This window comes from Sphingopyxis witflariensis (assembly GCF_002205635.1).
Classification (GTDB): Bacteria; Pseudomonadota; Alphaproteobacteria; order Sphingomonadales; family Sphingomonadaceae; genus Sphingopyxis; species Sphingopyxis witflariensis.
In genome coordinates this window covers 13607-37615 of record NZ_NISJ01000016.1, presented here as the reverse complement: position 1 = coordinate 37615, position 24009 = coordinate 13607, and the positions used below count along the sequence as shown (strand labels likewise).

At 62.4% G+C, this 24009-nt stretch carries 22 protein-coding genes and 2 tRNA genes; 11 read left to right on the top strand and 13 right to left on the bottom strand.

All coding sequences use genetic code 11. From position 1 onward, the window contains the following. Nucleotides 1–23: 23 nt before the first annotated feature. Nucleotides 24–1220, top strand: a complete 1197-nt coding sequence (locus CDQ91_RS19625; RefSeq protein ID WP_088474399.1) for a phospholipase D-like domain-containing protein — start codon at nt 24–26, stop codon at nt 1218–1220. On the opposite strand, the gene CDQ91_RS19620 is transcribed toward CDQ91_RS19625, so the two are convergent. Continuing rightward, nucleotides 1217–1855 (bottom strand): class I SAM-dependent methyltransferase, encoded by a 639-nt coding sequence (locus tag CDQ91_RS19620; RefSeq protein ID WP_088474398.1) that lies wholly within the window; start codon nt 1853–1855, stop codon nt 1217–1219. The two genes, CDQ91_RS19625 and CDQ91_RS19620, sit on opposite strands and share 4 nt — an antisense overlap. 151 nt (nt 1856–2006) lie before the next feature. On the opposite strand from CDQ91_RS19620, the gene CDQ91_RS19615 reads away from it, so the two are divergent. Further along, the gene (locus tag CDQ91_RS19615; protein ID WP_088474397.1) at nt 2007–3311 is read left to right on the top strand and encodes an MFS transporter; all 1305 of its coding nucleotides are present in this window, start codon (nt 2007–2009) and stop codon (nt 3309–3311) included. On the opposite strand, the gene CDQ91_RS19610 is transcribed toward CDQ91_RS19615, so the two are convergent. Continuing rightward, nucleotides 3308–5632, bottom strand: a complete 2325-nt coding sequence (locus tag CDQ91_RS19610) for a CDC48 family AAA ATPase (protein WP_088474396.1) — start codon at nt 5630–5632, stop codon at nt 3308–3310. The genes CDQ91_RS19615 and CDQ91_RS19610 overlap by 4 nt on opposite strands. Nucleotides 5633–5778: 146 nt before the next feature. Here CDQ91_RS19610 and CDQ91_RS19605 point away from each other — a divergent pair, with 146 nt between their 5' ends. Further along, a complete protein-coding gene (locus CDQ91_RS19605; protein ID WP_088474395.1) occupies nt 5779–6657 on the top strand; it encodes a LysR substrate-binding domain-containing protein in 879 nt (292 codons plus the stop codon). Between the two features lie 10 nt (nt 6658–6667). On the opposite strand, the gene CDQ91_RS19600 is transcribed toward CDQ91_RS19605, so the two are convergent. Both CDQ91_RS19600 and CDQ91_RS19595 read right to left on the bottom strand, forming a co-directional pair. Further along, complete coding sequence (locus CDQ91_RS19600) at nt 6668–7753, bottom strand: AI-2E family transporter (protein ID WP_088474394.1); 1086 nt, start codon at nt 7751–7753, stop codon at nt 6668–6670. A gap of 93 nt (nt 7754–7846) precedes the next feature. Next, nucleotides 7847–7921: transfer RNA gene (locus tag CDQ91_RS19595), tRNA-Thr, on the bottom strand. Nucleotides 7922–8036: 115 nt separating this feature from the next. On the opposite strand from CDQ91_RS19595, the gene CDQ91_RS21920 reads away from it, so the two are divergent. Further along, a complete protein-coding gene (locus CDQ91_RS21920; protein ID WP_272897626.1) occupies nt 8037–8165 on the top strand; it encodes a hypothetical protein in 129 nt (42 codons plus the stop codon). Here CDQ91_RS21920 and CDQ91_RS19590 read toward each other — a convergent pair. Continuing rightward, a complete protein-coding gene (locus CDQ91_RS19590; protein ID WP_088474393.1) occupies nt 8155–8469 on the bottom strand; it encodes a DUF1905 domain-containing protein in 315 nt (104 codons plus the stop codon). The genes CDQ91_RS21920 and CDQ91_RS19590 overlap by 11 nt on opposite strands. A gap of 4 nt (nt 8470–8473) precedes the next feature. Continuing rightward, complete coding sequence (locus CDQ91_RS19585) at nt 8474–9499, bottom strand: peptidylprolyl isomerase (RefSeq protein ID WP_088474392.1); 1026 nt, start codon at nt 9497–9499, stop codon at nt 8474–8476. 74 nt (nt 9500–9573) lie between these two features. Between CDQ91_RS19585 and CDQ91_RS19580 the strand changes: the two genes are divergently transcribed. After that, nucleotides 9574–9664 (top strand) — tRNA-Ser (locus CDQ91_RS19580). A 369-nt stretch (nt 9665–10033) separates the two neighbouring features. Here the strand turns inward: CDQ91_RS19580 and cueR are convergent. Together cueR and CDQ91_RS19570 are read right to left on the bottom strand one after the other, a co-directional pair. Then, the gene (cueR, locus tag CDQ91_RS19575; RefSeq protein ID WP_021245825.1) at nt 10034–10447 is read right to left on the bottom strand and encodes a Cu(I)-responsive transcriptional regulator; all 414 of its coding nucleotides are present in this window, start codon (nt 10445–10447) and stop codon (nt 10034–10036) included. Continuing rightward, nucleotides 10444–12813 (bottom strand): heavy metal translocating P-type ATPase, encoded by a 2370-nt coding sequence (locus tag CDQ91_RS19570; protein ID WP_088474391.1) that lies wholly within the window; start codon nt 12811–12813, stop codon nt 10444–10446. The genes cueR and CDQ91_RS19570 overlap by 4 nt, the downstream gene beginning before the upstream one ends. Nucleotides 12814–13422: 609 nt before the next feature. On the opposite strand from CDQ91_RS19570, the gene CDQ91_RS19565 reads away from it, so the two are divergent. Then, entirely contained in the window at nt 13423–13758 is a 336-nt protein-coding gene (locus CDQ91_RS19565; protein WP_088474390.1) for a cupin domain-containing protein, read from the top strand. Here CDQ91_RS19565 and CDQ91_RS19560 read toward each other — a convergent pair whose 3' ends face one another. From CDQ91_RS19560 to CDQ91_RS19540, 5 genes are all read right to left on the bottom strand, one after another. Further along, complete coding sequence (locus CDQ91_RS19560) at nt 13759–14952, bottom strand: NnrS family protein (protein ID WP_158213732.1); 1194 nt, start codon at nt 14950–14952, stop codon at nt 13759–13761. It lies immediately after the preceding gene. Next, on the bottom strand, nt 14949–17192 hold the full coding sequence (locus CDQ91_RS19555) for a nitric-oxide reductase large subunit (RefSeq protein ID WP_088474388.1): 2244 nt from the start codon (nt 17190–17192) through the stop codon (nt 14949–14951). Before CDQ91_RS19555 ends, CDQ91_RS19560 begins: the two co-directional genes overlap by 4 nt. 333 nt (nt 17193–17525) lie before the next feature. Next, on the bottom strand, nt 17526–17909 hold the full coding sequence (locus CDQ91_RS19550) for a hypothetical protein (protein ID WP_021245831.1): 384 nt from the start codon (nt 17907–17909) through the stop codon (nt 17526–17528). Then, a complete protein-coding gene (locus CDQ91_RS19545) occupies nt 17906–19225 on the bottom strand; it encodes a recombinase family protein (protein WP_088474387.1) in 1320 nt (439 codons plus the stop codon). Before CDQ91_RS19545 ends, CDQ91_RS19550 begins: the two co-directional genes overlap by 4 nt. Beyond that, nucleotides 19222–19686, bottom strand: coding sequence for a DUF2924 domain-containing protein (locus tag CDQ91_RS19540; RefSeq protein WP_237246069.1), 465 nt, complete (start codon nt 19684–19686; stop codon nt 19222–19224). Before CDQ91_RS19540 ends, CDQ91_RS19545 begins: the two co-directional genes overlap by 4 nt. Nucleotides 19687–20083: 397 nt before the next feature. On the opposite strand from CDQ91_RS19540, the gene CDQ91_RS19535 reads away from it, so the two are divergent. The 5 genes from CDQ91_RS19535 (at nt 20084) to CDQ91_RS19515 (ending at nt 23993) form a co-directional block, all read left to right on the top strand. After that, nucleotides 20084–22258, top strand: coding sequence for a hypothetical protein (locus tag CDQ91_RS19535; protein WP_144036830.1), 2175 nt, complete (start codon nt 20084–20086; stop codon nt 22256–22258). Between the two features lie 75 nt (nt 22259–22333). After that, on the top strand, nt 22334–22576 hold the full coding sequence (locus CDQ91_RS19530) for a hypothetical protein (protein ID WP_144036829.1): 243 nt from the start codon (nt 22334–22336) through the stop codon (nt 22574–22576). A gap of 101 nt (nt 22577–22677) precedes the next feature. Next, nucleotides 22678–23400 (top strand): RNA polymerase sigma factor, encoded by a 723-nt coding sequence (locus tag CDQ91_RS19525; protein ID WP_088474384.1) that lies wholly within the window; start codon nt 22678–22680, stop codon nt 23398–23400. Between the two features lie 84 nt (nt 23401–23484). Further along, nucleotides 23485–23688 (top strand): hypothetical protein, encoded by a 204-nt coding sequence (locus tag CDQ91_RS19520; protein WP_088474383.1) that lies wholly within the window; start codon nt 23485–23487, stop codon nt 23686–23688. A gap of 11 nt (nt 23689–23699) precedes the next feature. After that, nucleotides 23700–23993, top strand: a complete 294-nt coding sequence (locus CDQ91_RS19515) for a hypothetical protein (RefSeq protein ID WP_088474382.1) — start codon at nt 23700–23702, stop codon at nt 23991–23993. The last annotated feature ends 16 nt before the right edge of the window (nt 23994–24009 follow it).

Below are 24009 nucleotides of genomic sequence, written 5' to 3'. Positions count from 1 at the left end.
ACGGCACCGCCTATGAGCGGGTGATGACCGAAACGCCCGGCCTCTCCCCATCCCCTGACCGGCTGACGGCGGATGTTGCTGGCCACCGGCTCGAACTGCTGTTCGATGGTGCCCAACGGCTGACGCGGCTGATCGCGCTGATCGACGGCGCCGCGCGCAGCATCGATATCATCATGTATATCTTCGAGCACGACCGCGCCGGGACCCAGCTTCTCGATCGGCTGGTCGCGGCGGCGAAGCGGGGCGTGCGCGTGCGCGCGGTGATCGACAGCTTCGGTTCGTCCGACACCCCCGACACAATCTTCGCCCCGCTGCGTGCTGCGGGCGGCAGCGTGACCTTTTTCTCGCGCCACTGGCGGTCGAGCTATTTGATCCGTAACCATCAGAAGCTGCTGCTGATCGACGGCCGCATCGCGGTGACCGGCGGGTTCAACATCGCCGACGGCTATCTGAGCAGCGAAGGCGAAACCTGCTGGTTCGACCTCGGCCTCTTCGTCGAAGGCCCGTCACTCTCGCGCATCGTCCAGTGGTTCGAGGATATTCACGACTATACCGTCCGGGACGACGGAAAACTGCTGATTCTTCGTCGGATGATCCGCGAATGGCCCGTCGCAAACGGGCCGGTGACATGGCTGGTCGGTGGCCCCACCCAGCGCCTCTCGCCCTGGGCACGCGTCGTGCGCGGCGACCTCGACAAGGCGCGGCGGCTCGACATGGCGATGGCCTATTTCTCGCCCGGTCAGGGCATGCTGCGGCGGCTCGGTCGCGTCGCGCGACGCGGCAAAGCGCGTTTCGTGATGGCGGCCAAGTCGGACAATGCCGCGACGATCGGTGCCTCGCGCCTGCTCTATGGCTATCTGCTGCGCAAAAAGGCCCAGATCTGGGAGTATCGGCCGTGCCGACTGCATATGAAGCTGATCATCGTCGACGATGTCGTCTATATCGGTTCGGCCAATTTCGACATGCGCAGCCTGTTTATGAATGTAGAGGTGATGCTGCGCATCGCCGACGCGGGCTTTGCCGAAAAAATGCGCGGCTTCATCACTGCGCTTGAGGGCGAATGCGATCCCATCACCCCTGCGGTTCACAAGGCGCGCGGCACCTTTCTGACGCGGCTGCGCTGGACGCTGGCGTGGTTTGTCGTCGGCCTGGCCGATTATACCGTTACGCGCCGACTGAACTTCGGGCTCACCGAAAGCGACCCACGGCTGGAACTTTAGTCCTTCCAGCCCCAGAAGAGGAAGCATGGCGGAACGTTGACCCATTCGAACGCATTGTCGATACGGGTAAAATGCGCGGCAAGGAAATCGCGGGCGCGGGCGCGGAACTGATAGACGAGGAAGGCGCCGCCGGGACGCAGCGCGCGGTGCGTAGCCGCAGCGATCGCCGGGCCAACACCAGCGGGCAGCGTCGAAAAAGGCAGGCCCGAAAGAATATAGTCTGCTTTTTCAAAGCCATGCGCCGCGATAATCGCCTCAACATCGGCGGCCGACCCATGGACCGCGACAAAACGGCTGTCGCGAATATCCTTGCGCAGATAGTCGATGAAATCTTCGTTGGTATCGATCGCGATCAGCATCGCATCGCCCGCCATGCGTTCGAGAACCGGGCGGCAGAAAGTGCCGACCCCGGGGCCATATTCGACGAACAGCTTCGTGTTCTTCCAATCGACGGGCCGCAACATGTGCCGGATCAGCGTCGGCGAGGACGGAACGATCGATCCCACCATCACCGGATGCTTGATGAACCCGCGGACAAACATGCCCCATGGTCCGAAAAAGCGTTGCAACCGGGTGCGGATCCGGTCGGTCAGCGCGATTTTCTTTTCTTGGGCCTGAGCCCGAGGATTGGTCATGACAGCTTTCGCGTTGTTGCGGGAGCCCATGGCGTGGCAAAATCGACGCGCGGGCGCAAGGAAAGAGTCGGTCTTGACTCTGGACAGACCGCCCTCCCGCTGTAGGGTGAGACAAGCTTGCGAGCGATGAGCAACGAGGGACGGGGCAAATATGACGACAAAATCCCCTTCCATTCCAGCCGATCGTATGGCCGTCCTCTTCGCCGTGATGCTCGTCGCGGCGGCGGGCAATACGGCGATGCAGTCGATTCTGCCCGCTATCGGCGCCAAGCTTCACATCCCCGACGTCTGGGTTAGCCTCGCGTTCAGCTGGTCGGCGCTTTTATGGGTGATGACAGCGCCGCATTGGGCACGTCAGTCGGACAAGCGCGGGCGAAAGGCCCTGATGGCCTTAGGCGTGATCGGTTTCCTATCATCGATGGCGCTGTGCGGCCTCACCCTGTGGGCAGGCCTGTCGGGCTGGCTCGCCGCGGGCGCGACCTTCGTCATTTTCGCCCTCTTCCGTAGCCTTTATGGCGCGCTCGGGTCGGCGGCGCCGCCAGCGGTGCAGGCCTATGTCGCGGCACGAACCGATCCTGCAGAGCGTACGCAGGCGCTATCACTCGTCTCCTCATCCTTCGGGCTTGGCACAGTTATCGGGCCAGCGATCGCCCCTTTCTTCATCCTTCCCTTCGTTGGTCTAGCCGGGCCGCTGCTGGTGTTCGCGCTGATCGGCCTGATCGTCCTGATCATGCTGCGCTGGCGCCTGCCCGACGACATACCGCGGTTCGCGGCGCGCGGAACGATCGTTTCCTATCCAACCTCCGCCGGCACCCCCGATGCAACGAGCAGCGACGAAGAGGATGAAACCGACCGTACCTCCCCCACCGAAGCACTACGCTGGACCGATCGCCGCGTACGACCGTGGATGCTCGCGGGGCTATTCGGCGGACAGGCCCAGGCAATGATGCTGGGCGTCATCGGCTTTTTGATCCTCGACCGGCTGCACCTGCGCCTGCGCCCCGACGAGGGCGCGGCCATGACCGGAATCGTGCTGATGGCGGGAGCGTTCGCGACTTTGCTTGCACAATGGGGGCTGATTCCTCTGCTGAAGATGTCGGCACGCACTGCGGTTCTGTTTGGCGCCGCGCTCGGCGGGGTGGGCGCAGTCGTGACCGGTCTGTCGCAGGATCTCCACGGCATCATCATCGGCTTCGCCCTCGCTTCGCTCGGATTTGGATTATTCCGACCCGGCTTTACCGCAGGTGCTTCGCTGTCGGTCCCGCGCCGCGACCAAGGCGGCGTCGCAGGCATGACCGCGTCGATCAACGGATCGGCTTATATCGTCTCGCCCGCGATCGGAGTGCTGCTCTATAATTGGCACCCGATGGTTGCCTACGGCCTGATGGCAGGTTTTTGCGGCTGGTTGGTGGTGTGGGGCTGGTCCGCGCTGAGGCTGGACCAGCCGACCACTTAGTCCTTTACGCCGCCGTCGTGCTTGCTCTCGCGCACGGGCTTGAGCATGCCAGGTGCGAAGAAGCCGATCGGATCGACGCTCATCGCGTTCTGCTTGATCTCGCCCTGGATCTTTTCATAATCCCTTTCCATCGCCTCGGTCACCGAGGCGCGGGTATCCTTCAGCGCGGCTTCGAAATCCTCCATGGTGACCGTATCGCTGTCGATCGAGCGCTTGAGCGCGGCAAGCCCGGCGCGGCGAGTCAGGTCTTCAAGATCAGCGCCCGTGAAGCGATCCGACCGTTCGGCGAGCGCCGCCAGATCGACATCCTTCGCAAGCGGCATCTTTCCGGTCTGTATTTCGAGAATCCGACGGCGCCCCTCCTTGTCGGGAACTGCGACATAGATCAGTTCGTCGAGTCGGCCCGGGCGCAGCAATGCGGGGTCGATCAGGTTCGGGCGATTGGTGGCGCCAATAACGACGACCGACTGCATTTCCTCGATCCCGTCCATCTCGGCAAGGATCGTATTAACGACGCGTTCGGTCACCTGCGGCTCGCCCGACGTCCCGCTACCGCGCGCCGGCACCAGACTGTCGAGTTCGTCGATGAAGATGATCGTCGGCGCCACCGCGCGCGCGCGGGCAAACAGCCGTGCGATCTGCTGCTCGCTCTCGCCATACCATTTGGACAGCAGGTCGGACGATTTGATCGAGATGAAATTGGCGTCGGATTCGCGCGCCGCCGCCTTTGCGAGCAGGGTCTTGCCGGTTCCAGGCGGGCCATAGAGCAGGAAGCCCTTCGCCGGACGGATGCCAAGCCGGCGGAACGCCTCAGGATTTTTCAGCGGCAGTTCGATCCCCTCGATCAGCTTGTCACGCGCGGCGTCGAGCCCGCCAATGTCGCTCCAGCGGGTCGTCGGTGCCTGCACCATCACTTCGCGCATCGCCGACGGCTGGACACGCTTCAGTGCATTGTTGAAATCCTCACGCGTGACCCGCAGTTCTTCGAGCACCTCGGGCGGGATTGTCCCTTCCTCAAGGTTGAGTTTCGGCATGATCCGCCGCACCGCCTCGATCGCTGCTTCGCGCGTCAGCGCCGCCATGTCGGCGCCGACAAAACCAAAGGTCGTCCGCGCGAGTTCGGCGAGGTCGACATCCTCCGCCAGCGGCATGCCGCGGGTGTGGATACCCAATATCTCGCGCCGCCCGCCCTCATCGGGAACTCCGATGATGATTTCGCGGTCAAAACGGCCCGGACGACGCAGCGCCTCGTCGATCGCATCGGGACGGTTTGTTGCCGCAATGACAACCAGATTGGTGCGTGGTTCCAGCCCGTCCATCAGCGTCAGCAATTGCGCGACAAGGCGCTTCTCGGCCTCGCCGGTCACCTGTCCGCGCTTGGGCGCAATCGAATCGATTTCGTCGATGAACAGGATCGACGGCGCAGCTTTCGCCGCCTGTTCAAAAATATCGCGCAACCGCTTTTCGGATTCGCCATAGGCGCTGCCCATGATCTCCGGCCCGTTGATCAGGAAGAATTGCGCCTCACTCTCATTGGCCACAGCGCGCGCGAGACGCGTCTTGCCGGTGCCCGGCGGGCCATGCAGCAGCACGCCGCGCGGCGGGTCTACGCCGAGACGGCGGAAAAGTTCAGGATAGCGCAGCGGCAGTTCGACCATTTCGCGCAACTGATCGATCGTATCCCCAAGCCCGCCCAGATCATCATAGGTGACGTCAGTTCGGCGCGCGTCATGCGGCTCCTGATATTCCGGGAGCAACTCAACCTCGGTATTCTCGTCGATAAAGACGACGCCTTTGGGAGTCGCCGACACGACGAGCAGACGAACCTCGGCGAGCGCATAAGCTGGCGCATTGAGCATCTGGCGTAGCTGCGGCGGCATGTCGCCCGCCGAAACACGCTGTTGTCCCGCAGTCGCGACAGTATCGCCGGCGACAAGCGGGCGGCCGAAGAAACTGCGTTTCAACGCCATCGCCGAGCCTTGCAGGCGCAGATTTTCCTGCGCCGGGGCGAAAACGACGCGGGTCGCCGGGCGCGTCTCGACGCGGCTCAGCTGCACCATATCGCCGGCCCCCGCGCCCGCATTGGCGCGTTGCAGACCATCGAGGCGGATCACCTCCAGCCCCTCGTCCTCGGCATAGGGTGCGACGACGCGCGAGGCGGTCTGGCGCTTGCCGCTGATCTGGATGATGTCCCCCTCGGTCACGCCGAGTTCGGCCATCGCCGAGCGCGGGATGCGGGCGATGCCGCCGCCGCTTTCCTCGGCCCGCGCGCTGGCGACCTGCAGCTTCACCTGCTTTTCCTTACCCTCTGCATCGGCCAATTCGCGTCTCCCTCAATAAGGTCAGAATGCGAAGATAGGATTGTGGTTCCGGATTTGCGACCCCCTGCCTCGCAGCCTGTTATGCCGCACTGCACAAATTTCTGGCATGTTCTTCAGCAACATGTCATCAACCTGCGCTTACGAACATGCCACGCCTTCCTCCTCTCAGCAGCATGGAGGCCTTTTTGGAGGTCGCCCGCCACGGCACGGTCAAGGCGGCCGCGACCGAGCTTGGCCTGTCGATGCCCGCGCTGTCGCGCCGCATCCAGACGCTCGAGCATGCAGTGGGCCGCCCGCTGTTCAACCGTCACCACCATGGCCTGAGCCTCACCGAAGCCGGGCGCGCATTGCAGGATCAGCTATCTCCGATCCTCGACGATTTGCGCGCAGTGATCGGACAGATTAGCAGCCCGGACGCCTCGCTGCGCCTTCACCTCAACGTCCTGCCGCTATTCGCGCAGCAACGCCTGTTCCCGCGCCTGCCCGAATTGCGCCGCGAACACCCCGAACTCCACATCGATATCGAAACCATCTCCCACGCCGAAGCACGACTGGGCGACGGGATCGACGTCGCGATCGCACTCGCCCGCTCGATCGACCCGGCGCTTTATGCGGCACGGCTCGACCAGGACAAGATTTTCCCGATTGCGGCGCGCTCGCTGGCCAGCGGCGATCAGGCGATCTCTGTGCCCGAACAATTGCAACGGATGAATATCCTGCTCCACCGCGAAATGCCCGAGACCTTCCTTGAGTGGAAGAAGGCGATCGGCATGCCCTATCTGGAACCTGCGGGGTTCGACTATTTCGATTCAGGACCGCTGATGCTCGAGGCCGCGGCGCAGGGTATCGGCGTCGCCTTCATGCATGGCCATCACTTCGACGACGCGCACGATCCGCGCCTCGTGCGCCTGTTCGATTTCGACGTCGACAGCCCGTACAGCTATTGGTTCGTGTGCCGCCCGCGCGCGCTACGCCAGCCCGCCGTAAAGATCTTCCACGACTGGCTGCTCGCGGCGAAAATTTGAAGGCCGGACGCTACGCGCTGATGGGCGGCGGAGATTCAGCGCGCATCGTCGTCGCAATATCCCAAACCGCGATGAACATCGCCGCGATCACCGGGCCGATCACGATGCCGTGGAAACCGAACAGTTGCAGCCCGCCGAGCGTCGTAATCAGCACGACATAATCCGGAATACGCGTTTCGCGTCCGACGAGGATGGGGCGAAGGACATTGTCGACCATCCCGATCACGAACAGGCCGCAGAAAATAAGCACCACGCCCTGCCAGATCGCGCCGGTGAACAGCAGATAGAAAGCCATCGGCACCCACACGAGCCCGGTGCCGACCGCCGGCAACAGCGAAGCCGCGCCCATCAGCACGCCCCACAGCAATGCCGCTTCAATCCCCAACGCCCACAGCACGATCCCGCCGATCAATCCCTGAAGAATCGCGACGACGATGCTGCCCTTAATCGTTGCGCGCACCACGACGATGAAGCGGGTGACGAGCAGTTCCAGATGATCGGTGCGCAGCGGCACCGCCTCGCGGATGCGGCGCTGCAGGCTTTCACCGTCGCGCAGCAGGAAGAAAGCGAGGTAGAGCATCACCATCAGCTTGACGAACAGACCAAGCAAGCTCTGCCCCAGCGACAGCGCCTGGGTCAGAATCGCGCGGACACCCTCAGCCGCGCTGCCGCTGAGCATCGCTTTCGCGGCAGCGATATTCTCGACCCCCAACCGTTCCAGAACCGTCGACATCCAACTCGGCATGCCCGACTGGAACCCCGTCCAAATCTGGGCCGGATTGATATCACCCGATTGGATGCGCTGATAAACCGTCGCCGCCTCTTCGACCAATGCGACAGTCAGAATCGCCGCCGGAAGAATCACGACCCCGATGATGGAGAGGAGCGTCAGCAGCGCCGCACCATTTTGCCGGTTCGGCATCCAGACGAGCAGGCGGCGATAAAATGGCATGAACAGGATGGTGACGATCACCGCCCACAGAATCGCAGCAAAAAAGGGCCAGAGGATCAGCGCGAAGGCAGCGGACACGACGATCAATATGGCCAGAAACGGCCAGCGATCGTTCGTTATGACGCGTTTGTCCTTACCCGCCATGCTCGCGCCCTTCCAAAAATCGCCATTCAGGCGCCCGCCGGTTCTAAACCGGCCGCCAAGCGCGCGTAAAGCGCGGAAATATATTCGGAAGAATGGTGCTGCTGGGGAGGATTGAACTCCCGACCTCGTCATTACCAATGACGCGCTCTACCACTGAGCTACAGCAGCAGCTGGGCCTCGCAAACGCATGTAAGCGGGGCAGGCGCGGCCTATGGCGGGGCGCCTTGTCGCTGTCAAGCAGTGAGACTTGACGCCGTGCCGATTTCGCAAGATGGGCTATGCCGTGAGCAAGACCCCCTCCCCCGCCGACCTTGAACGCGAACGCCGTCTGGCGGAGGCGCTGCGCGCCAATTTGCGCAAGCGCAAGGCGCAAGCGCGTGACGCAAAGGTCGACGATCAGCCTAAAGACTGACGGTCACCGTCACTGCGTCGCCCTCGGCGATGCCCTCGGCCTTTCGCACTGCCGCCTTGATGGGGAGCAGCCAGCCACCGCTTTCCCTGTGCGGAAAGACCGATGTCTTCCAGCGCGTATCGCCAATCTGCACGTCAACGCGCGCCGATCCGAATCCCTTCCGGCCGTCGAGCCACTGCCCGCTGATCGCGGCCACCCGAATCGCGTCGGCAACATCGCCCGCGATGGTGACGAAATACCAGGCGGCAGGCGCGGTGGCGGATTGCCAGCGCCACAGCGGGGTCGTGACGGTGAAATCGTCCATTCGGCTACTTCGCCGTCACGGCGCGCACGGGAACGGGAATGTTGCAAATATCCGCCCCAGCTGCAGGCTTGATGAAGAAGGGGTCGCGTCGATTGGCTCGTGCGTCGGCATAGCGCAGGAAGCTGGCGCTTTCGGTCGACAGATATTCGAACTTTGGCCGCTCGTCCGCAGGCAGATCGATCGCCAGTCTGATTGCCTTGACAGGCACACGCTCGGCCGCTTCTTCGTAGAAGCCGAGCGCACCGGTCCCCCGCGGCAGGCTCGACAGATACTCAATCCCGCCGAGCACCCGGCCAACGACCGCAATATTCTGGTCGAGATGGCGGGGCGCATGGCCGATTACCACGTAAAGTTCGGCGCCGCTTCCGGTGTCGGGCGACATGTTTCGCCCTACGCCCACCGCGCCATAGCAGTGGATTGGCCAGACACTCTCCGGCTCACGCTTGTAATTTCCACCCTCACGGCTCTGCTTGATCGTTGCCGCAAAAGGGAAGCCTCCGAAGAAACCAAATGCCCGGGCGTAGGGATCGGTATAATTGGTCACGGGCGAAGTGGCCGGAGGACTCGGATATATTGGCATGACCGCGTCCTGCGGCGCGCCATAGGTCCAGATTTTCGTGAACATGGCGGGACGATAGGGCCACATATATTCGCTCTCTGGCACGACCGCCAACCCCTTTGGCAGCGGCTTCTTCTCCGTCGCATCACCCCACTGCGCGACATAATTGTCCTGCACCCGGTTGACGCTCGTCCCGTCCCACCAATGCGCGGCAGCCAGCTTGCGAATATTGCCGATCCAGCCCTGGCTGAACGGCGCGGGCATCAGCTGGATGACGACGCGGCGTGCCTTGCCCTTCGCATCGGGAGCCAGCTCCATCACCAGCAGGTCCGACGGTGCGATGGCGATCCATTCGTCAGCCTTCGCGGCAGCCGCAATCTCGCCCGGTGACGGGACCGGTGCGGGCTCCTGCGCCTGAACCGGAAGGGCGAGCGATGCTGCGGCGACGGCCGCAAGAAGCAGATGTCTCATGTCCTTGATCTGCCATGTTCATGCGACTTGCGAAAGCCCCGCCAAGCGATTAGGGCGCCTCTTCCAGTGCATGCGGAGCGGTGGCCGAGTGGTCGAAGGCGCTCGCCTGGAAAGTGAGTATACGTCAAAAGCGTATCGTGGGTTCGAATCCCACCCGCTCCGCCAACATCTCAATGCGAATCAATGAGATGCGTCTTTCGGGGGTCGAAAACCCCCAGCTTCCGCGCCGTTCTGGCATTGCCATCCGAACCTCGGAGACTGACGGAAGCGCCAAAATCAGTCTCCGATCGGCTTTCGTCTCTTTTCACCCGAACCCCGTTGGAAAAGGTTCGGGTTCAGAAAATGACGGATTTCCGGGGTTTTTCCGATCAACGGCAGCCGTACCTTTGAGCACCAATCTCGGCTGGCGCGTGTCGACAGAAAACCCGAGGTGGGTGTTCCAGAATAGCCGGAGGCTCGAGAGGGGTCGGCCAACAGCAAGATTGTTTGAAGGGCGCCTGCTTGGTCCGGGCCTGGGATGCAAAATGCTTTGCCCTACCGGTTTCTTGCTGTGCTGTTGGCGTGGTTAGACATGCGCTCAATGATTGGACAGTCTGGGCGGTCGTCGCCGTGGCAGCGTTCGGCCAGTTCCAGCAGCGTGTGGCGTAGCGCCTGAAGGGCCTCTGCCTTGCGACCCAGTTCTTCGGCACGGGCCATGACGAGGGCTTTCACCTCGGCGCTGGCGCGCTGGCTGTTGCTCCACAGGCCAAGCAAATCGCGGATATCCTCGATCGGGAAGCCGAGATCGCGGGCATTGGCGATAAACTGGAGGCGATGGACATCGGCATCGGCATAATCGCGATAGCCGCTGTCCCGGCGCAGGGGCGCGGGGATCAGCTCGATCTTTTCGTAATGGCGGATCATCCGCTGCGAGACACCGCTGGCGTTCGAGGCCGCGCCGATGTTCACAGCCGCACCCGATTGAGCCGCAGCGCATTGGTGACGACGCTGACCGAGGACAGCGCCATCGCTGCCGCCGCGATCATCGGCGAGAGCAGGATGCCGAAGAACGGATAGAGCAGCCCCGCCGCGATCGGCACGCCAGCGGCATTATAGATGAAGGCGAAGAACAGATTCTGCCGAATATTGGCCATCGTCGCCTGGCTGAGCTGGCGGGCGCGGACGATCCCGATGAGATCACCCTTCAACAGGGTTACGCCCGCACTTTCCATGGCGACGTCGGTGCCATGTCCCATCGCGATGCCGACATCGGCTGACGCCAGCGCCGGTGCATCATTGACCCCGTCGCCCGCCATTGCGACGATCCGTCCTTCCTGTTTCAGCCGCACAACAACAGCCGCTTTCTGATCGGGCAGCACATCGGCCTCGACAGCATCGATACCGAGCTGACGCGCGACGGCTTCGGCAGTCGTGCGATTATCGCCGGTCAGCATCACCACCTTGATGCCATCGGCGCGCAAAGCGGCCAATGCTTCGGCCGTGGTCGGCTTGATCGGATCGGCAATGGCGAACACGCCCGCGGCCCGACTGTCCAGCCCCATGAAAATCGCAGTCGCGCCATCGGCACGAAGCTGGTCGGCCTGCGCCGCGAGGGACGAGGTGTCGATCCCCGATTCACTCAGGAAACGGGCATTGCCAAGCGTCACCCGCTTGCCTTCGACCATACCCAGTGCGCCCTTGCCAGTCGGCGAATCAAAGCCGCTGACAGATGGAATGTCGATGTTCCGATCCAGCGCCGCATTGACGATCGCCAGCGCCAGGGGATGTTCCGACGCACGTTCGACACCGGCAGCGATCCGCAGCAGTTCGCGTTCCTCGAAACCATCCGCCGCGATGATCCGGGTGACGGCGGGTTTCCCCTCGGTCAATGTCCCGGTCTTGTCGACGACCAGCGTGTCGACCTTCTCCATATGCTCCAGCGCTTCGGCGTTCTTGATCAGGACACCAAGCCCCGCGCCGCGACCAACGCCGACCATGATCGACATCGGCGTCGCCAACCCCAGCGCGCAGGGGCAGGCGATGATCAGCACCGCCACCGCCGCGACCAGCCCATGCGCCATGCGCGGTTCCGGCCCCCAGATGCTCCAGGCGGCGAAAGCGACGACCGCGACCGCCAGCACCGCTGGCACGAACCAGCCGGCGACCTGATCGGCCATACGCTGGATCGGGGCGCGGGAGCGCTGCGCGTCGGCGACCATCTGGACAATGCGCGCCAGCATGGTGTCCCGCCCGATCTTGTCGGCGCGGATCACCAGCGCGCCGCTCTGGTTCATCGTCCCGCCGATCACCGTGTCGGCGACCGTTTTCGTTACCGGCATGGATTCGCCCGTCACCATCGATTCATCGAGCGCCGAGCGCCCTTCCTCGACCACGCCATCGACTGGCACCTTTTCGCCCGGTCGCACCCGCAGCCGGTCCCCCACCGCCACCAGGTCGAGCGAGATTTCCTCTTCGCTGCCGTCCCCGGCGATACGCCGCGCGGTTTTCGGCGCCAGGTTGAGCAGCGCCTTGATCGCCCCGGAGGTCCGCTCGCGCGCCCGCAGTTCGAGAACCTGCCCGAGCAGCACCAGCACGGTGATCACAGCGGCCGCTTCGAAATAGACAGCGACCGACCCGTCGGCCGCCCGGAAGGCTGCCGGAAACACATCAGGCGCCAGTGTCGCGACGACGCTATAGCCCCATGCGACGCCGGTCCCCATCGCGATCAGCGTGAACATGTTGAGGTTGCGCGTCTTCAGCGAGGCCCAGCCGCGCTCGAAGAAGGGCCAGCCCGCCCAGAGCACAACCGGCGTCGCCAGAGCAAACTGGATCCAGGTCGACAGCTTCACGGGGACGAGATGATGCAGCGCCGGAGACAGATGGCTGCCCATTTCAAGGATAAACACGGGAAGAGCCAGCGCCAGCGCGATCCAGAAGCGGCGCGACATGTCGATCAGTTCGGCAGAGGGTCCAGTGTCCGCACTAACCAGTTCCGGCTCGAGCGCCATGCCACAGATGGGGCAAGCGCCGGGATGGTCCTGCCGGATCTCGGGGTGCATCGGGCAGGTCCAGATCGATCCCGGCGGAGCGTCCACGACCTGTTCGGTGGATTTATTCAGATAACGCTCCGGATCCGCGATGAATTTTTCGCGGCAGCCAGCGCTGCAAAAATGATATTCATGACCGGCATGGGCCGCATGGTGCGTTGTTTTGTGCGGAGCGACGGTCATGCCGCAAACCGGATCGACAACGGGGACCGTGGAATCTGCCTTGCCGTGGCCCCCACCACAACAGCTATGGCCCCCGGAATGCGCGCTATGGTTCGACTCGGCCATCAACCGTCTCCTTCAATCGCCTGCAATCTGGTGCTTGACACCATGTCAGAGTCAATAGCCGCTGACCTTGACACAGTGTCAGGTTCGATAATCGCGTCGACTGCGAACATCTCAATGCGAACCAATGAGATGGGTCTTTTTGGGGCCAAAGAACCTCCAGCTTCCGCGCCATTTTGGCTATGCCGTCCGAACCTCGGAGGCTGCCGGAAGCGCAAAAATCAGTCTCTAAATGGCCTTTGTCTCTTTTCACCCGAACCTCATCGAAAAGGGTTCGGCCGAGAAATATCGTTAATTTACGTTAGGTTGAACGACGTGGCCCCATCGGGTATTTTCTGCGAGAGCTCGGCACCCGCCTGCATCCGGAGACCCGAGGAGGGCGGTTTGCAGCGAAGCGGCGCGTATGGGCCTGTGACTGTCAGCGCCTGAGCGCAGTCGAATGACCTGTTTTCTTTTACGCGATTGGCCAGAAAGCAGAGACGCGTGCGAACTGGGAGACGGCTCGAGACGCTAAGGTGCAGCGATCCGGTCCGCTAATCCCCACCGTATTTTGGTCGCCAGAAATTTTGACAGCTGATAGGCCTTCGGTACCAAATATCGAAGGAAGTTGAGATGGCACTCCAGCATGTAAAGCCCGGCGAAGTGATCCATCTGGAGGCGTCAGCTGCCGAGGGGGGCGCCACCAGGACCGCCGCGCTGGTCAAAACGGATCGGTTCGAGGCAATTCACCTCGTCGTTCCCGCGGGATCAACCATACCGCCACACCATGTGTCCGGTTATCTGACGCTGCATTGTCTGGAAGGCCGCGTCACACTGGGTCCATCGGACATTGAACTCGGCGCCGGGGACTGGGTCTATCTGGAGCGCGGCGATCATCATTCTGTTCAGTGCGTCGAGGATGCACGGTTGCTGCTCACGATATTGTTCGACACGCCGCCGGCGCGGTGATCAGGATTTGACGAGCCGTTCCAACGCCATACGGCCGTAAATGAATAAAAACAGCAGGAAAGCGCCGCCCCACAGACCGCCGGCCAGACGGATGCTCAGCATATAGTCGAACGGCAGCAGCGGAGCGGCGACCCGCAGCAGTGCGCCCAGATTGACCAGCACATAGATCGCGACCGTCGCGCCGTCAGCTTCCAGTGGCCGGCTGGTATGGCCGCGCGTCGCCCGCGTCATGACCGCCAGTGTCATCGCCGCCATCGCGCCGGCGCCCAGCGCGTGCATCGCGCTCGATACGGGCACGATCGGCCACAGAGTGGCCGCGCCAAGCAGCAGCAACCCCGCCGGCAGCCAAGCGTAGGCGACATGCAGCACGAACACCAAAGGGTCGGCCACCGCACGCAGCCCGGCCCAGCGGGTCAGCCGCGCGGCGTGCAACGCGCCGGCGCCAAGCAGCAGCCACGCCACCAGATGCGCCGCCGGTGAGAACACCCAGCCTGCCAGGGCTATCGCCGTGATTGCGAGCACCGCATGGTCGAACCGGTTGGCCATGATCGGCAACCCGTCCGTCAGGCCGCGCCGGACCAGCCAGTTGCGGGTGAAGGCCGGGATGATCCGCCCACCGATGATCGCGATCAGCATGAGGATCAGCGCGAAGCCGGCCCGCATGCCGATCGCCGGGTCGGCGGTGAGTCCCATCGCCGCAGCATGATCCAGCCCGCAGGCTGCGGCGAACAGGAGCAGGACGATCAGGATCGGCTTGTTGCGGTTGCGCGCGGCGCATATCTGCCGCGCTGCATAGCTGAACAGCGCAAGCAGGAAGCCGACGTCGAGCACGGCGCCGACGAGCGGCGGCACATAGGCGGAAAACAGCACCGCCAGCCGGGCAGCGACCCACAGGCCGACAAAGGCCGCCACCGGCCAGCCGGTCACCACCGGCCGCCCCGTCCAGTTGGGGATGGCCGCGCTCAGGAACCCGGCGATGACCGCGCCGAGATAGCCGAACAGCATCTCATGCTGGTGCCAGGCAAGCGGCTCCATCACGGTCGGCAGCGACCACGCTCCATCCAGCGCACCGACCCACAGCGCGACGACGACCAGCGCCCAGAGCGCCGCGCCGGTGAAAAGCAGCCGGAAGCTGCCCTGGAGCCATATCGGTGTTTCAGCGCTGCGATCCCGTTCGGTGGCGGCCCCCGTCATGCGCGAGCACCCTTTCGCCACAGGCCCAGAATCACCACCTGCCATGCGATCGCCACGGCACCCATGATGAACACGACATCGCCGAAGGTCCTGATCCAGCGCAGGGTTTCGAGGAACGGCTGCTGCAGGAAGGTGTCGCTGCGCGCGTACCACATGCCAACGCTGGTGCTGGCCTGGAACTGGAACAGTCCGACCGGTAGCAGGCTGGTGAAGATCATCAGCACCAGACCGGCGTTCAGCGCCCAGAAACCGGTTTTCATCAAATTTTCGTTGAACAATATCTCCGAGCGCAGATAGCGCAGGATCAGCAGCACGAAGCCCAGCGACAGGAAACCATAGACGCCGAACAGCGCGGCATGCGCATGGACGGCGGTGGTGTTGAGGCCCTGCAGATAGAACAGCGCGACCGGCGTGTTGATCATGAAGCCGAAGACGCCGGCGCCCAGCATGTTCCAGAAGGCGACCGCGACAAAGCACATCAACGGCCATTTCACCCGCTCCATCCAGGGTGCGCGGTCCTTGTAGCTCCAATGCTCCCACGCCTCATAGCCGAGCACGATCAGCGGCACGACTTCGAGCGCGCTGAACGCCGCGCCGACCGCCATCACCGGCGTCGTGGTGCCGGAGAAATACAGGTGGTGGAAGGTGCCGGGCACGCCGCCGACCATGAACAGCGACGCTGAGGCCAAAGCCGCCGCCGTAGCAATGCGGCGCGACACCAGCCCCATGGAGGAGAAGATGAACGCCAAGGCGGTGGTTGCAAAGACTTCGAAGATGCCTTCCACCCACAAATGCACCACCCACCAACGCCAATATTCCATGATGGTGATGTGGGTGCGTTCGCCGTAAAACAGGCCGGAGCCGTAGAACAGCCCGATGGCAACAACCGAGACGCACAGCAGGGCGATGAGGTTCTTGTCCCCGTCGCCGCGCAGGGCCGGGATCATCGCCCGCAGCATCAGGCCGAGCCAGAACAGGATGCCGATGAACAAGGCGATCTGCCACAGTCGGCCGAGGTCGAGATATTCATAGCCCTGATGGCCAAGCCAGAAGTTCCACTCGGGCGGCATGATCTGGGCGATGGCAAAATAATTGCCGGCAAACGATCCCACGACGACGATCAGCAGCGCCGCGAACAGGATATGGACGCCAAGCGCCTGATATTTCGGATCCTTGCCGCCGTTGATGATGGGCGCGAGGAATAGTCCCGCCGCCAGAAAGGCGGTGGCGATCCACAATATCGCGCTCTGGACATGCCAGGTACGGCTGAGGGAGTAAGGGAGCCATGACAGGTCGAGGCCGTAAAATCCCTGCCCCTCGATGGTGTAGTGCGCGGTCAACCCGCCGAGGAACACCTGGAAGACGAATAGCGCCATCACGACGAAGAGGTATTTCCCGACCGCCTTTTGCGACGGGGTCAGCCCGATGGCGAGGACCGGATCGTTTTCCGGCGCTTGGGGTTCGGGCTCGTGGCTGCGCAGGAATGCCCAGCCCCAGACCAGCGCGCCGACGCCAGCGATCAAAATCATGACGCATGCCAGCGACCACATGATGTTTTCGGGTGTCGGGTGATTGCTGATCAGCGGCTCGGGCGGCCAGTTGTTGGTATAGGTTGCATTCGTTCCCGGCCGCTCGGTGGCGGTCGCCCAGGCGGTCCAGAAGAAGAAATCAGTCAGGTTCTCCCGCCGCGCCGGATCGGGCAGGGTGTTGTCCTTCATGGCGTAATTGTCGCGCTGCTGGGTCAGCGCCGGATCATTGCCGTAAAGTCGCTGATAGTGGTCGGCAACTGCAGCCATCGCCCGAGCGCGCCGGTCGGAAACGGTCAAGGTGCCGGTGTCGAGGTCGTACGTGTTGCGGCGATATTCCTGCTCCAGCCAATAGGTGAGCTTGGCCTGCTCGCCCGGCTGGAGGGCATCGAACGGCTTGCCAGCGGTCTCCTGCGCAGTGAGATCGAGCCAGGTGGTCAGTTCGCGATGCAGCCAGTCGGCGGACCAGTCGGGCGCCTGATAGGCGCCATGCCCCCAGATTGACCCGAGTTGCATTCCGCCGGTGCTTTGCCAGGCTGTCTGTCCGTCGAGGATATCGCCGCGGGTCATCAGTACCGTACCGCTGGCCGATACGACCTGCGCCGGAATCGGCGGCGGCTTCCGATAGAATTCGGTGCCGTAGAAACCCAATATGCTGAATGTGACGGCGAGGACCGCGATCAGCGTCCACCATAACTTGCGATATTCTCCCACGGCAGATCCTCTTGCAGTTTCAACGAAGCAGCCAACCGATAACAGATTGAAGGAGCGTTGTTGATGACATTCTCGTTTGCCGATCGGTGTACGCTAAATGAACGGTCGATAAGACGATTCATCGTGACTTCACTGAAAGCTAGAAAGCGCGGCGCGTCGGCCCGGCCGGCGCGATGGTCGATCCCATACACCGGCCTTGATGTGCTCGCGCGGCTTCCCGCTGCTTTCACCTCCTGGAATCATCGGCGACGCTCGAAACTAACCTGAAATTGGCGGCTTTCGGGATCTATCGAGAGCCGCCTGTTTGACCACATCGAGCGGCGAAGCGGACCTTTATCCCTGACCATATACCACCGCCTCCTGCTCCGCCCACGGCAGTTCGGCAGCGGCCGTCATGTCCTTGATCGACACGGTCGGGGCCATGCGCTGGATCAGGAGCTTTTCCAGCACGGCCGGGGCAAGATAGGCCAGTCGCAGCATGCGCCCGACATAACGATCCGAAATGCCCTCGGCTTGCGCGATATCCTGTATCGTCGCCGCTTCCCCACTCTCCAGCTTCCGCCGCCAGCTCCACGCCTTGGCGATCGCCTTCAGCACATGCGGATCCACCCCGCCGATATCCGGTGCCATGTCGGCGGGAGGCACGATCTTCGGCCGTCCGTTGCGCTTGCGGATGGTGAGCGGGATGAAAACCCGCATGGTGGTGGGGGCGCTCATGCTGCCAACTCCTGTTTCGGGGTGACCATTTCGCGGATGATCGATCCGAGACCCTCGGTGCGCAGATCGACCGCGAGGCCGTCGCTGCTGACCGTGACCCGCTCTATCAGCAGCCGGGCGATGCGGGCCTGTTCGGCCGGGAACAGCGATTCCCACAGCCCATCGAAGTCCGACAGCGCAGTGACGACTTCAGTCTCGTTGACGGTCGGGTCAGTCCGGCGCGCACCTTCAACCGCCCGCGTGACGATCTCTGGCGTGCGCAGCAGCGACCGAATGTGCTGGACTACGGCCGTTTCCACCATCCCCGCGTTGAGCCGGACGAACCCGTCGGTGCCTTCGGCAGCCCGGTTCCGGATGGCGTCCATCGAAGTATAGTAGCGATAATGCCGGCCGCCCTTCTTGGTAGCGGTCGGTGTCATGGCGATGCCGGTGGTGGTGAATATCAGCCCCTTCAAGAGCGCCGGGGTCTGCGCACGGGTGTTGGCCGCCCGTTGCCGGGGGCTCACCTGCAGGATGGAAAGCACCTGATCCCAGAGTTCCGGCGTGATGATGGCCTGATGCTCGCCGGGGTAGCTGGTGCCCTTGTGGACGGCCTCGCCGATATAAACCCTGTTGCGGAAAAGCTTGTAGAGGAACCCCTTGTCGATCGGGCGCCCACGCTTGTTAAGGGTGCGGTTCGCCACCAGTTCGCGGGTCAGCGTTGTGGCCGAGCCCAGTTCGACAAACCGCTGGAACATGTGGCGCACCGTAGCCGCTTCGGCCTCGTTGATGACCAGTTTGCGGTCAACGACATCGTAACCCATCGGCACGAACCCGCCCATCCACATGCCTTTTGCGCGGCTGGCAGCGAACTTGTCGCGGATCCGTTCGCCGGTGACCTCGCGTTCGAACTGGGCGAATGACAGCAGGATATTGAGCGTCAGGCGGCCCATCGACGTGGTGGTATTGAACGCCTGCGTCACCGACACGAACGTGACCCCGTGCCGGTCGAACACCTCGACCAGCTTGGCAAAGTCCATGAGGGATCGCGACAGCCGGTCAATCTTGTAGACGACAATGACGTCGACCAGCCCAGCCTCGATATCCTCGATCAGGGTTTTAAGCCCCGGGCGATCGAGCGTACCGCCCGAGAACCCGCCATCATCATAACGTTCGCGCATTCCGACCCAGCCTTCGGCGCGCTGGCTGGCGACATAGGCTTCACAGGATTCGCGCTGTGCATCGAGGCTGTTGAACTCCATGTCCAACCCTTCCTCGCTCGACTTGCGGGTGTAGATGGCGCAACGCAGCCGGCGCCGGGGTGTCATCTCAGTCATGCCGCGGCCCTCTTGTTTTCACGCAGGCCAAAGAAGCGGTAGCCATTCCACTGCGTGCCGGTAATGTCACGGGCAACGGCCGACAGCGACTTGTAGCGGCGGCCCTGCCAGTCGAACCCGTCCTTCAGCACGGTGATGACGTGCTCGGCGCCATCCCACTCACGGACCAGCCGGGTGCCGATGACTGGGTTGCGCGGGTCGGTGATGACCGATTTGCGTACCTTCTTGCCCTCGACCTCATCGGCCAGCGCGTCCAGCAGCTGCCTGACCGGCTTGGACGGGCCGCCCCAGGTCAGCTCCTGGATCCGGTAGGCCAGCCGCTGTTCCAGGAACGACCGGCTGTTGTTGGGTGCCGCCGATCCCATCAGGGTCTGCCACTCCGCCTTCAGTTCGCCGACCGTCATAGCCTTCAGCGCGGCCAGTCTGGCCAGCACCTGCGCATTGTCCTGTTTCTGCATCATCGTTCTCCTATCCGGGCTCGTGCCCGGGGACGACTGACGCTCCTGGTGGGCAGGATAGCGAGTGAACTATCTCCGCTGTCAGCAGATATCGAACTGGACTTGTCGCGCAGACGGAGCACGCCAGCGGAAAGGATGCGACCCAACTCGGCGAGCCGGGCGTCGGGCGTCATGTTTGAAGATGGCGTCGGCTTCGGGTGTTTCATACGGAGGTCTCCGGCAGAATGAACTTCACTCAGGAAAAGCCAGATGCCGTGCAGGATTGGGACATCACGCCGGAAATGAACGCCCTCGCCGCCGTTCCACTCCTTCCATTATATTTGAACCTTGTTTTTGCTCGATTAAATCGGCAGATAATCATGCACGAAGATATTGAGAGTGCAGCAGGTAGGGGTTCGGGGTGGCACGGTCATTGTTTCGCAGCGCGCCAGAGCTTTCGCGCTTGTTTGTCGAATCCCCAATCGAGCTGATTAGCGGATTCCTTTCACACTCTCAGTTTTCGGTGTTTCTCGAAGAGGCGATGACGGAAGTTCCTGTTGACGCCGATGAGCAAGCACGTCGCGATGCCATAGCGGCAGCCATCAAAATCCTGAAAGCTGACCGGACAAACCTAATAGAAATTGAAGCGCGGCGTGTCATGTTGATGACTGACAAGACGCCGGAAACGATGCTACGACGGCTCGGCGAAGATCTGCGGTTTGCCGCGAGTCAAGGCCTGAACGCGCAACGAGATGCCATCGCGAGGAGCCTCTGGGCATACCTCGAGACCTACCCTCTGTTCGAAGCTGCTGAACGCGCGATGCAGGTGCGGGTATATCGCGATCACGGAAAGATCTACGAAGCCTGGTCGCTGGACGCGTCCATCCCTTTGGTAGCCCAGGGGGTTAATCACGAAGCACTTTCGGCCGAAATTGCGGATCGACTGCAGCACGAAGACGGGTGCAAGGTCGAGGCAATCGACCTGCCTGCAGAGAACGGCGAGAGTCAGGACGTGCTTGTGGCGGTCACCTTCTTTGGCGCCTATGCCAGCCAGAAGACCGTGCGGCCGGACAAATCCACCGAGATACTTTACTTCCGACCGCCGGACGAAATGCTTCTCGTCTATTCGCAGACACGCAGACGCATCGAGGTCTGCTCTCGCGATATGGTTGAGCGCAAGCTGGTCGCGAACATCTTCGCGGCCGACACTCTGAAGCACGACGTTTCCAACAAACCGCTGACACAGAAGACATACAATCTTTCCCGCTTCAAAAGTTCGCTTAAGCTCCCTATACCGGATGAAGAGGCACACCGTGTCCGCCGAGCGAATATCACGGAAGTCCAGGTGGCACTGGGTGGCTGGTCGCGAAAGGTCAGTCTCAGCGTTACGCCTGAGGACGACATCGACGCGATCGCGCGCGCCGTTTTCGGAGCGATCATTCCGAGTTCCGGCGGCGGCTACGTAACCAAGGTGCGCTTTCACATCGAATATATCGATGGACGCGGACGAAAAGGAACGCTGCAGTTCGATGTCTTCGGCCGCAACAAGTCCAACATACAGAGCGAGCGCGATCCGGCTAAACGTGAGTTGGGCTACGATCTTCTGGAAGCCTGGGGCGTACTGGAACGGATCGGCGACCTGTCAAAGCCCCAGCGCAAAGAGAAGCTCCCGCAGCTACTCGCGCTTTACGATTTCACGGATGAGAAGGCATCGGGTCAGACGCTTGACGAGCTAGGCATCGGCGCAGCCGAGCTGACCGGCGCGGGGTTCCTGACCCGAAAGGGATGGTCAAATGTCGTTCTGTTCGATGACGACGAGCTCGGAGACGTCGTCCGTGATGTGGAGGGAAATAGCACCGGCGACGCAGCGACGTTGACTCTTATTGAAGGGGGGGCTGGGCCGCGTATCCCGGTCGAGGACATCACGCAATACGAGATCAGATTCGATTATCTGCGAGACGCCCTTCGTGATGTACTCAAGCCAATGGGGTTGAAAGGCCGTGTGCGTGAGGTGGCTAACCACGTTCATCAGATCGGGTCGGCACAGATCGGGCTGGCCAGCGCTTCAATCTATCTCGCGCGGGCTCTGTCCGATGACAAGCTGCTCGAAGGGGCTGACCGCCTGATCCGCGGCGAAGGCAACCGTATTCGTGGTGTTGTCTTCGTGCCGCAGGAAATCCGGTTCCCCTACATCGGTTGCAACGTCGTCCTGAGCCTGAAGGATCACATCGACAAAGAGACGGGATTGATCGATCCAGAGGCTGTGCGTTCGGCGTATGAAGCAGCGATTGATCCGGCTGCGCGTGGCACCGCAGTGCACTTGCGGAAGCAGGGCGATGATGCGGCACAAATTACTGTCCCGGGGCAGGATCCCCGCATTGTCACAGGCGCGAAAAAAGTAAAATTATTCGAACGCCTCTACATCGCCCACCACGACCGAGAGCCCGGCGTGAAGCTTGCCGCGCTGAAGGAGTACGCCGGTTTTTCCCAGCTTCCGCAGTTGTTTGGCGATGAGTGGGGTGAGATCAACGGCCGCTATCTGTATTCGCCGCAGCGTGCTTATTGGGCGCTTTGCGGAGAGCCCATCTCCGTTTGATCTCCCTTTGGGGGGGCTGACCATCTCCGATACGACCTAACAACAGGTGTGCTCCCTGAAACGAGGAGCACCCCGATGACGACTCCCTACCTCTCTCGCCGCGTGGCCAATCAGAGCCACAGCGCCGGCGTAAATACCCCCTCCAATGACCGCGAATGGCGCTGCAGCAGTTGCGCCAAGCTGCTCGGCGTCTGCCGTGACGGCCAGATGCACCTGCGCTTTGCGCGGGGGCACGAATATCTCGTGGGCTTTCCCGTGGTGGCCACCTGCCGCGGTTGCGGATCGCTGAATACGCTGACCAACCCCGCGCTGCGCTGAGACGCGCAAACTCCACCCAAATCCCAAAAACGCAGAGGCGCTCGACGCCCTGACCTGGCCGGAAGGAGGCGCTGGACGCCCGGCCGCAAGGCAGGCGTCCAATGTCCTTCACATGGCACGATTTCCACGGGAATCTCATGCATTCATCTTCCACCCTCAATTTCCAGCGCGGCTTCACCACGGTGCGGTCCAGACACCCGGAATTGACCCGTTTTGCGGACCCGGCGGCTTTGCTGGACCACCTGCACCGTGGCGATGCTCCTTCGGACAAGAAGAACATCGTGCTCAGCACGCTGATCCGGAGTGCGAAATCAGACAACCGTGCCGGTGACTGTGCGCTCACGCTCATGCTGCTGGCGCTGTGGCCCGGCCTCGATGGTGTATTCCGTCGATCGCGAGCCCGACGTCTCGGCCATGTGGACGAGCTCGCCTCCGAAATCCTCGCCCGCGCAACGACCGGGGTCCGGAACCTTGATCTCACGAAGGTCAACTGGATCGCGGCCACCATCCTCCAGAATGTTGAACGCGACGTGCGCCGGGCACATCAGCGGGAAAGTCTCCTGCAACGGCAGCAGGACGTGTTCGATCCCGATATCCATGGTGGGACAACCCATGCTGTTGATGCTGATGCCCTTCCCGAAACCCTGCTGGCCAAATTGACCGGTCTGATCGGCGCCGACGCCGATCTCGTCATCCGCGTCGTCGTTGACGGGTACACGCAGGGCGAAGCCGGCAAGAATCTGGGCCTGTCCGAACCTGCAGCCCGCAAGCGCTTCCAGCGCGCGTTGAAGCGCCTGCGCGATCATGTCGACGAAAATTCCTGACCCTTTGTCCCGCTCGGTGCGCGCCGTTGGCTTTTCAACTTCGGACGCACCGAGCGTCTTTTCACAAACAGGAAACCCCAGTTTATGACCGATACGACTGCCATCCCGATTGAGTCTCTGAAGCGGATCCCCGGCCTCTACCGTCGCTGGGAGTTGCCGGAAATCTTCGAGGCTCAGCGCCGGTACCACATCGAAGAGGCCGGCACCCACGCCGACGGCACCCCGCTATTGGCCGTCTATTCCAGCGAGCCTGAGGCCGATTCCCAGGCCAGCGATCTCCCCAAATGAAAGGTCCTCCCATGTTGTTCTCGAACCCTGTCGCGCGCCTGCGCAAGGCGCATTACGCCCTCGAAGGCCTGCCCGATACCATCACGTTTCCGCAGCATCCGGCATGCGAAAGCGAAGATCTGCTCCCCCTCGTGGACGCGACCATCGATGATGTCGCGTTCGCGATCGTCGCTGCCGATCAGGAATACTCCGCGGCCTACCGTCGCGCCTCGGCACTGAGGCGCTTGTACCAGATGGCCCGCGAGGCCGGTGCGACTGGCGTCGACCCTGCTGTGAAATCGGCGCTGAAGAGGAGCGCCAGCTGATGACTCTCCCGATCAT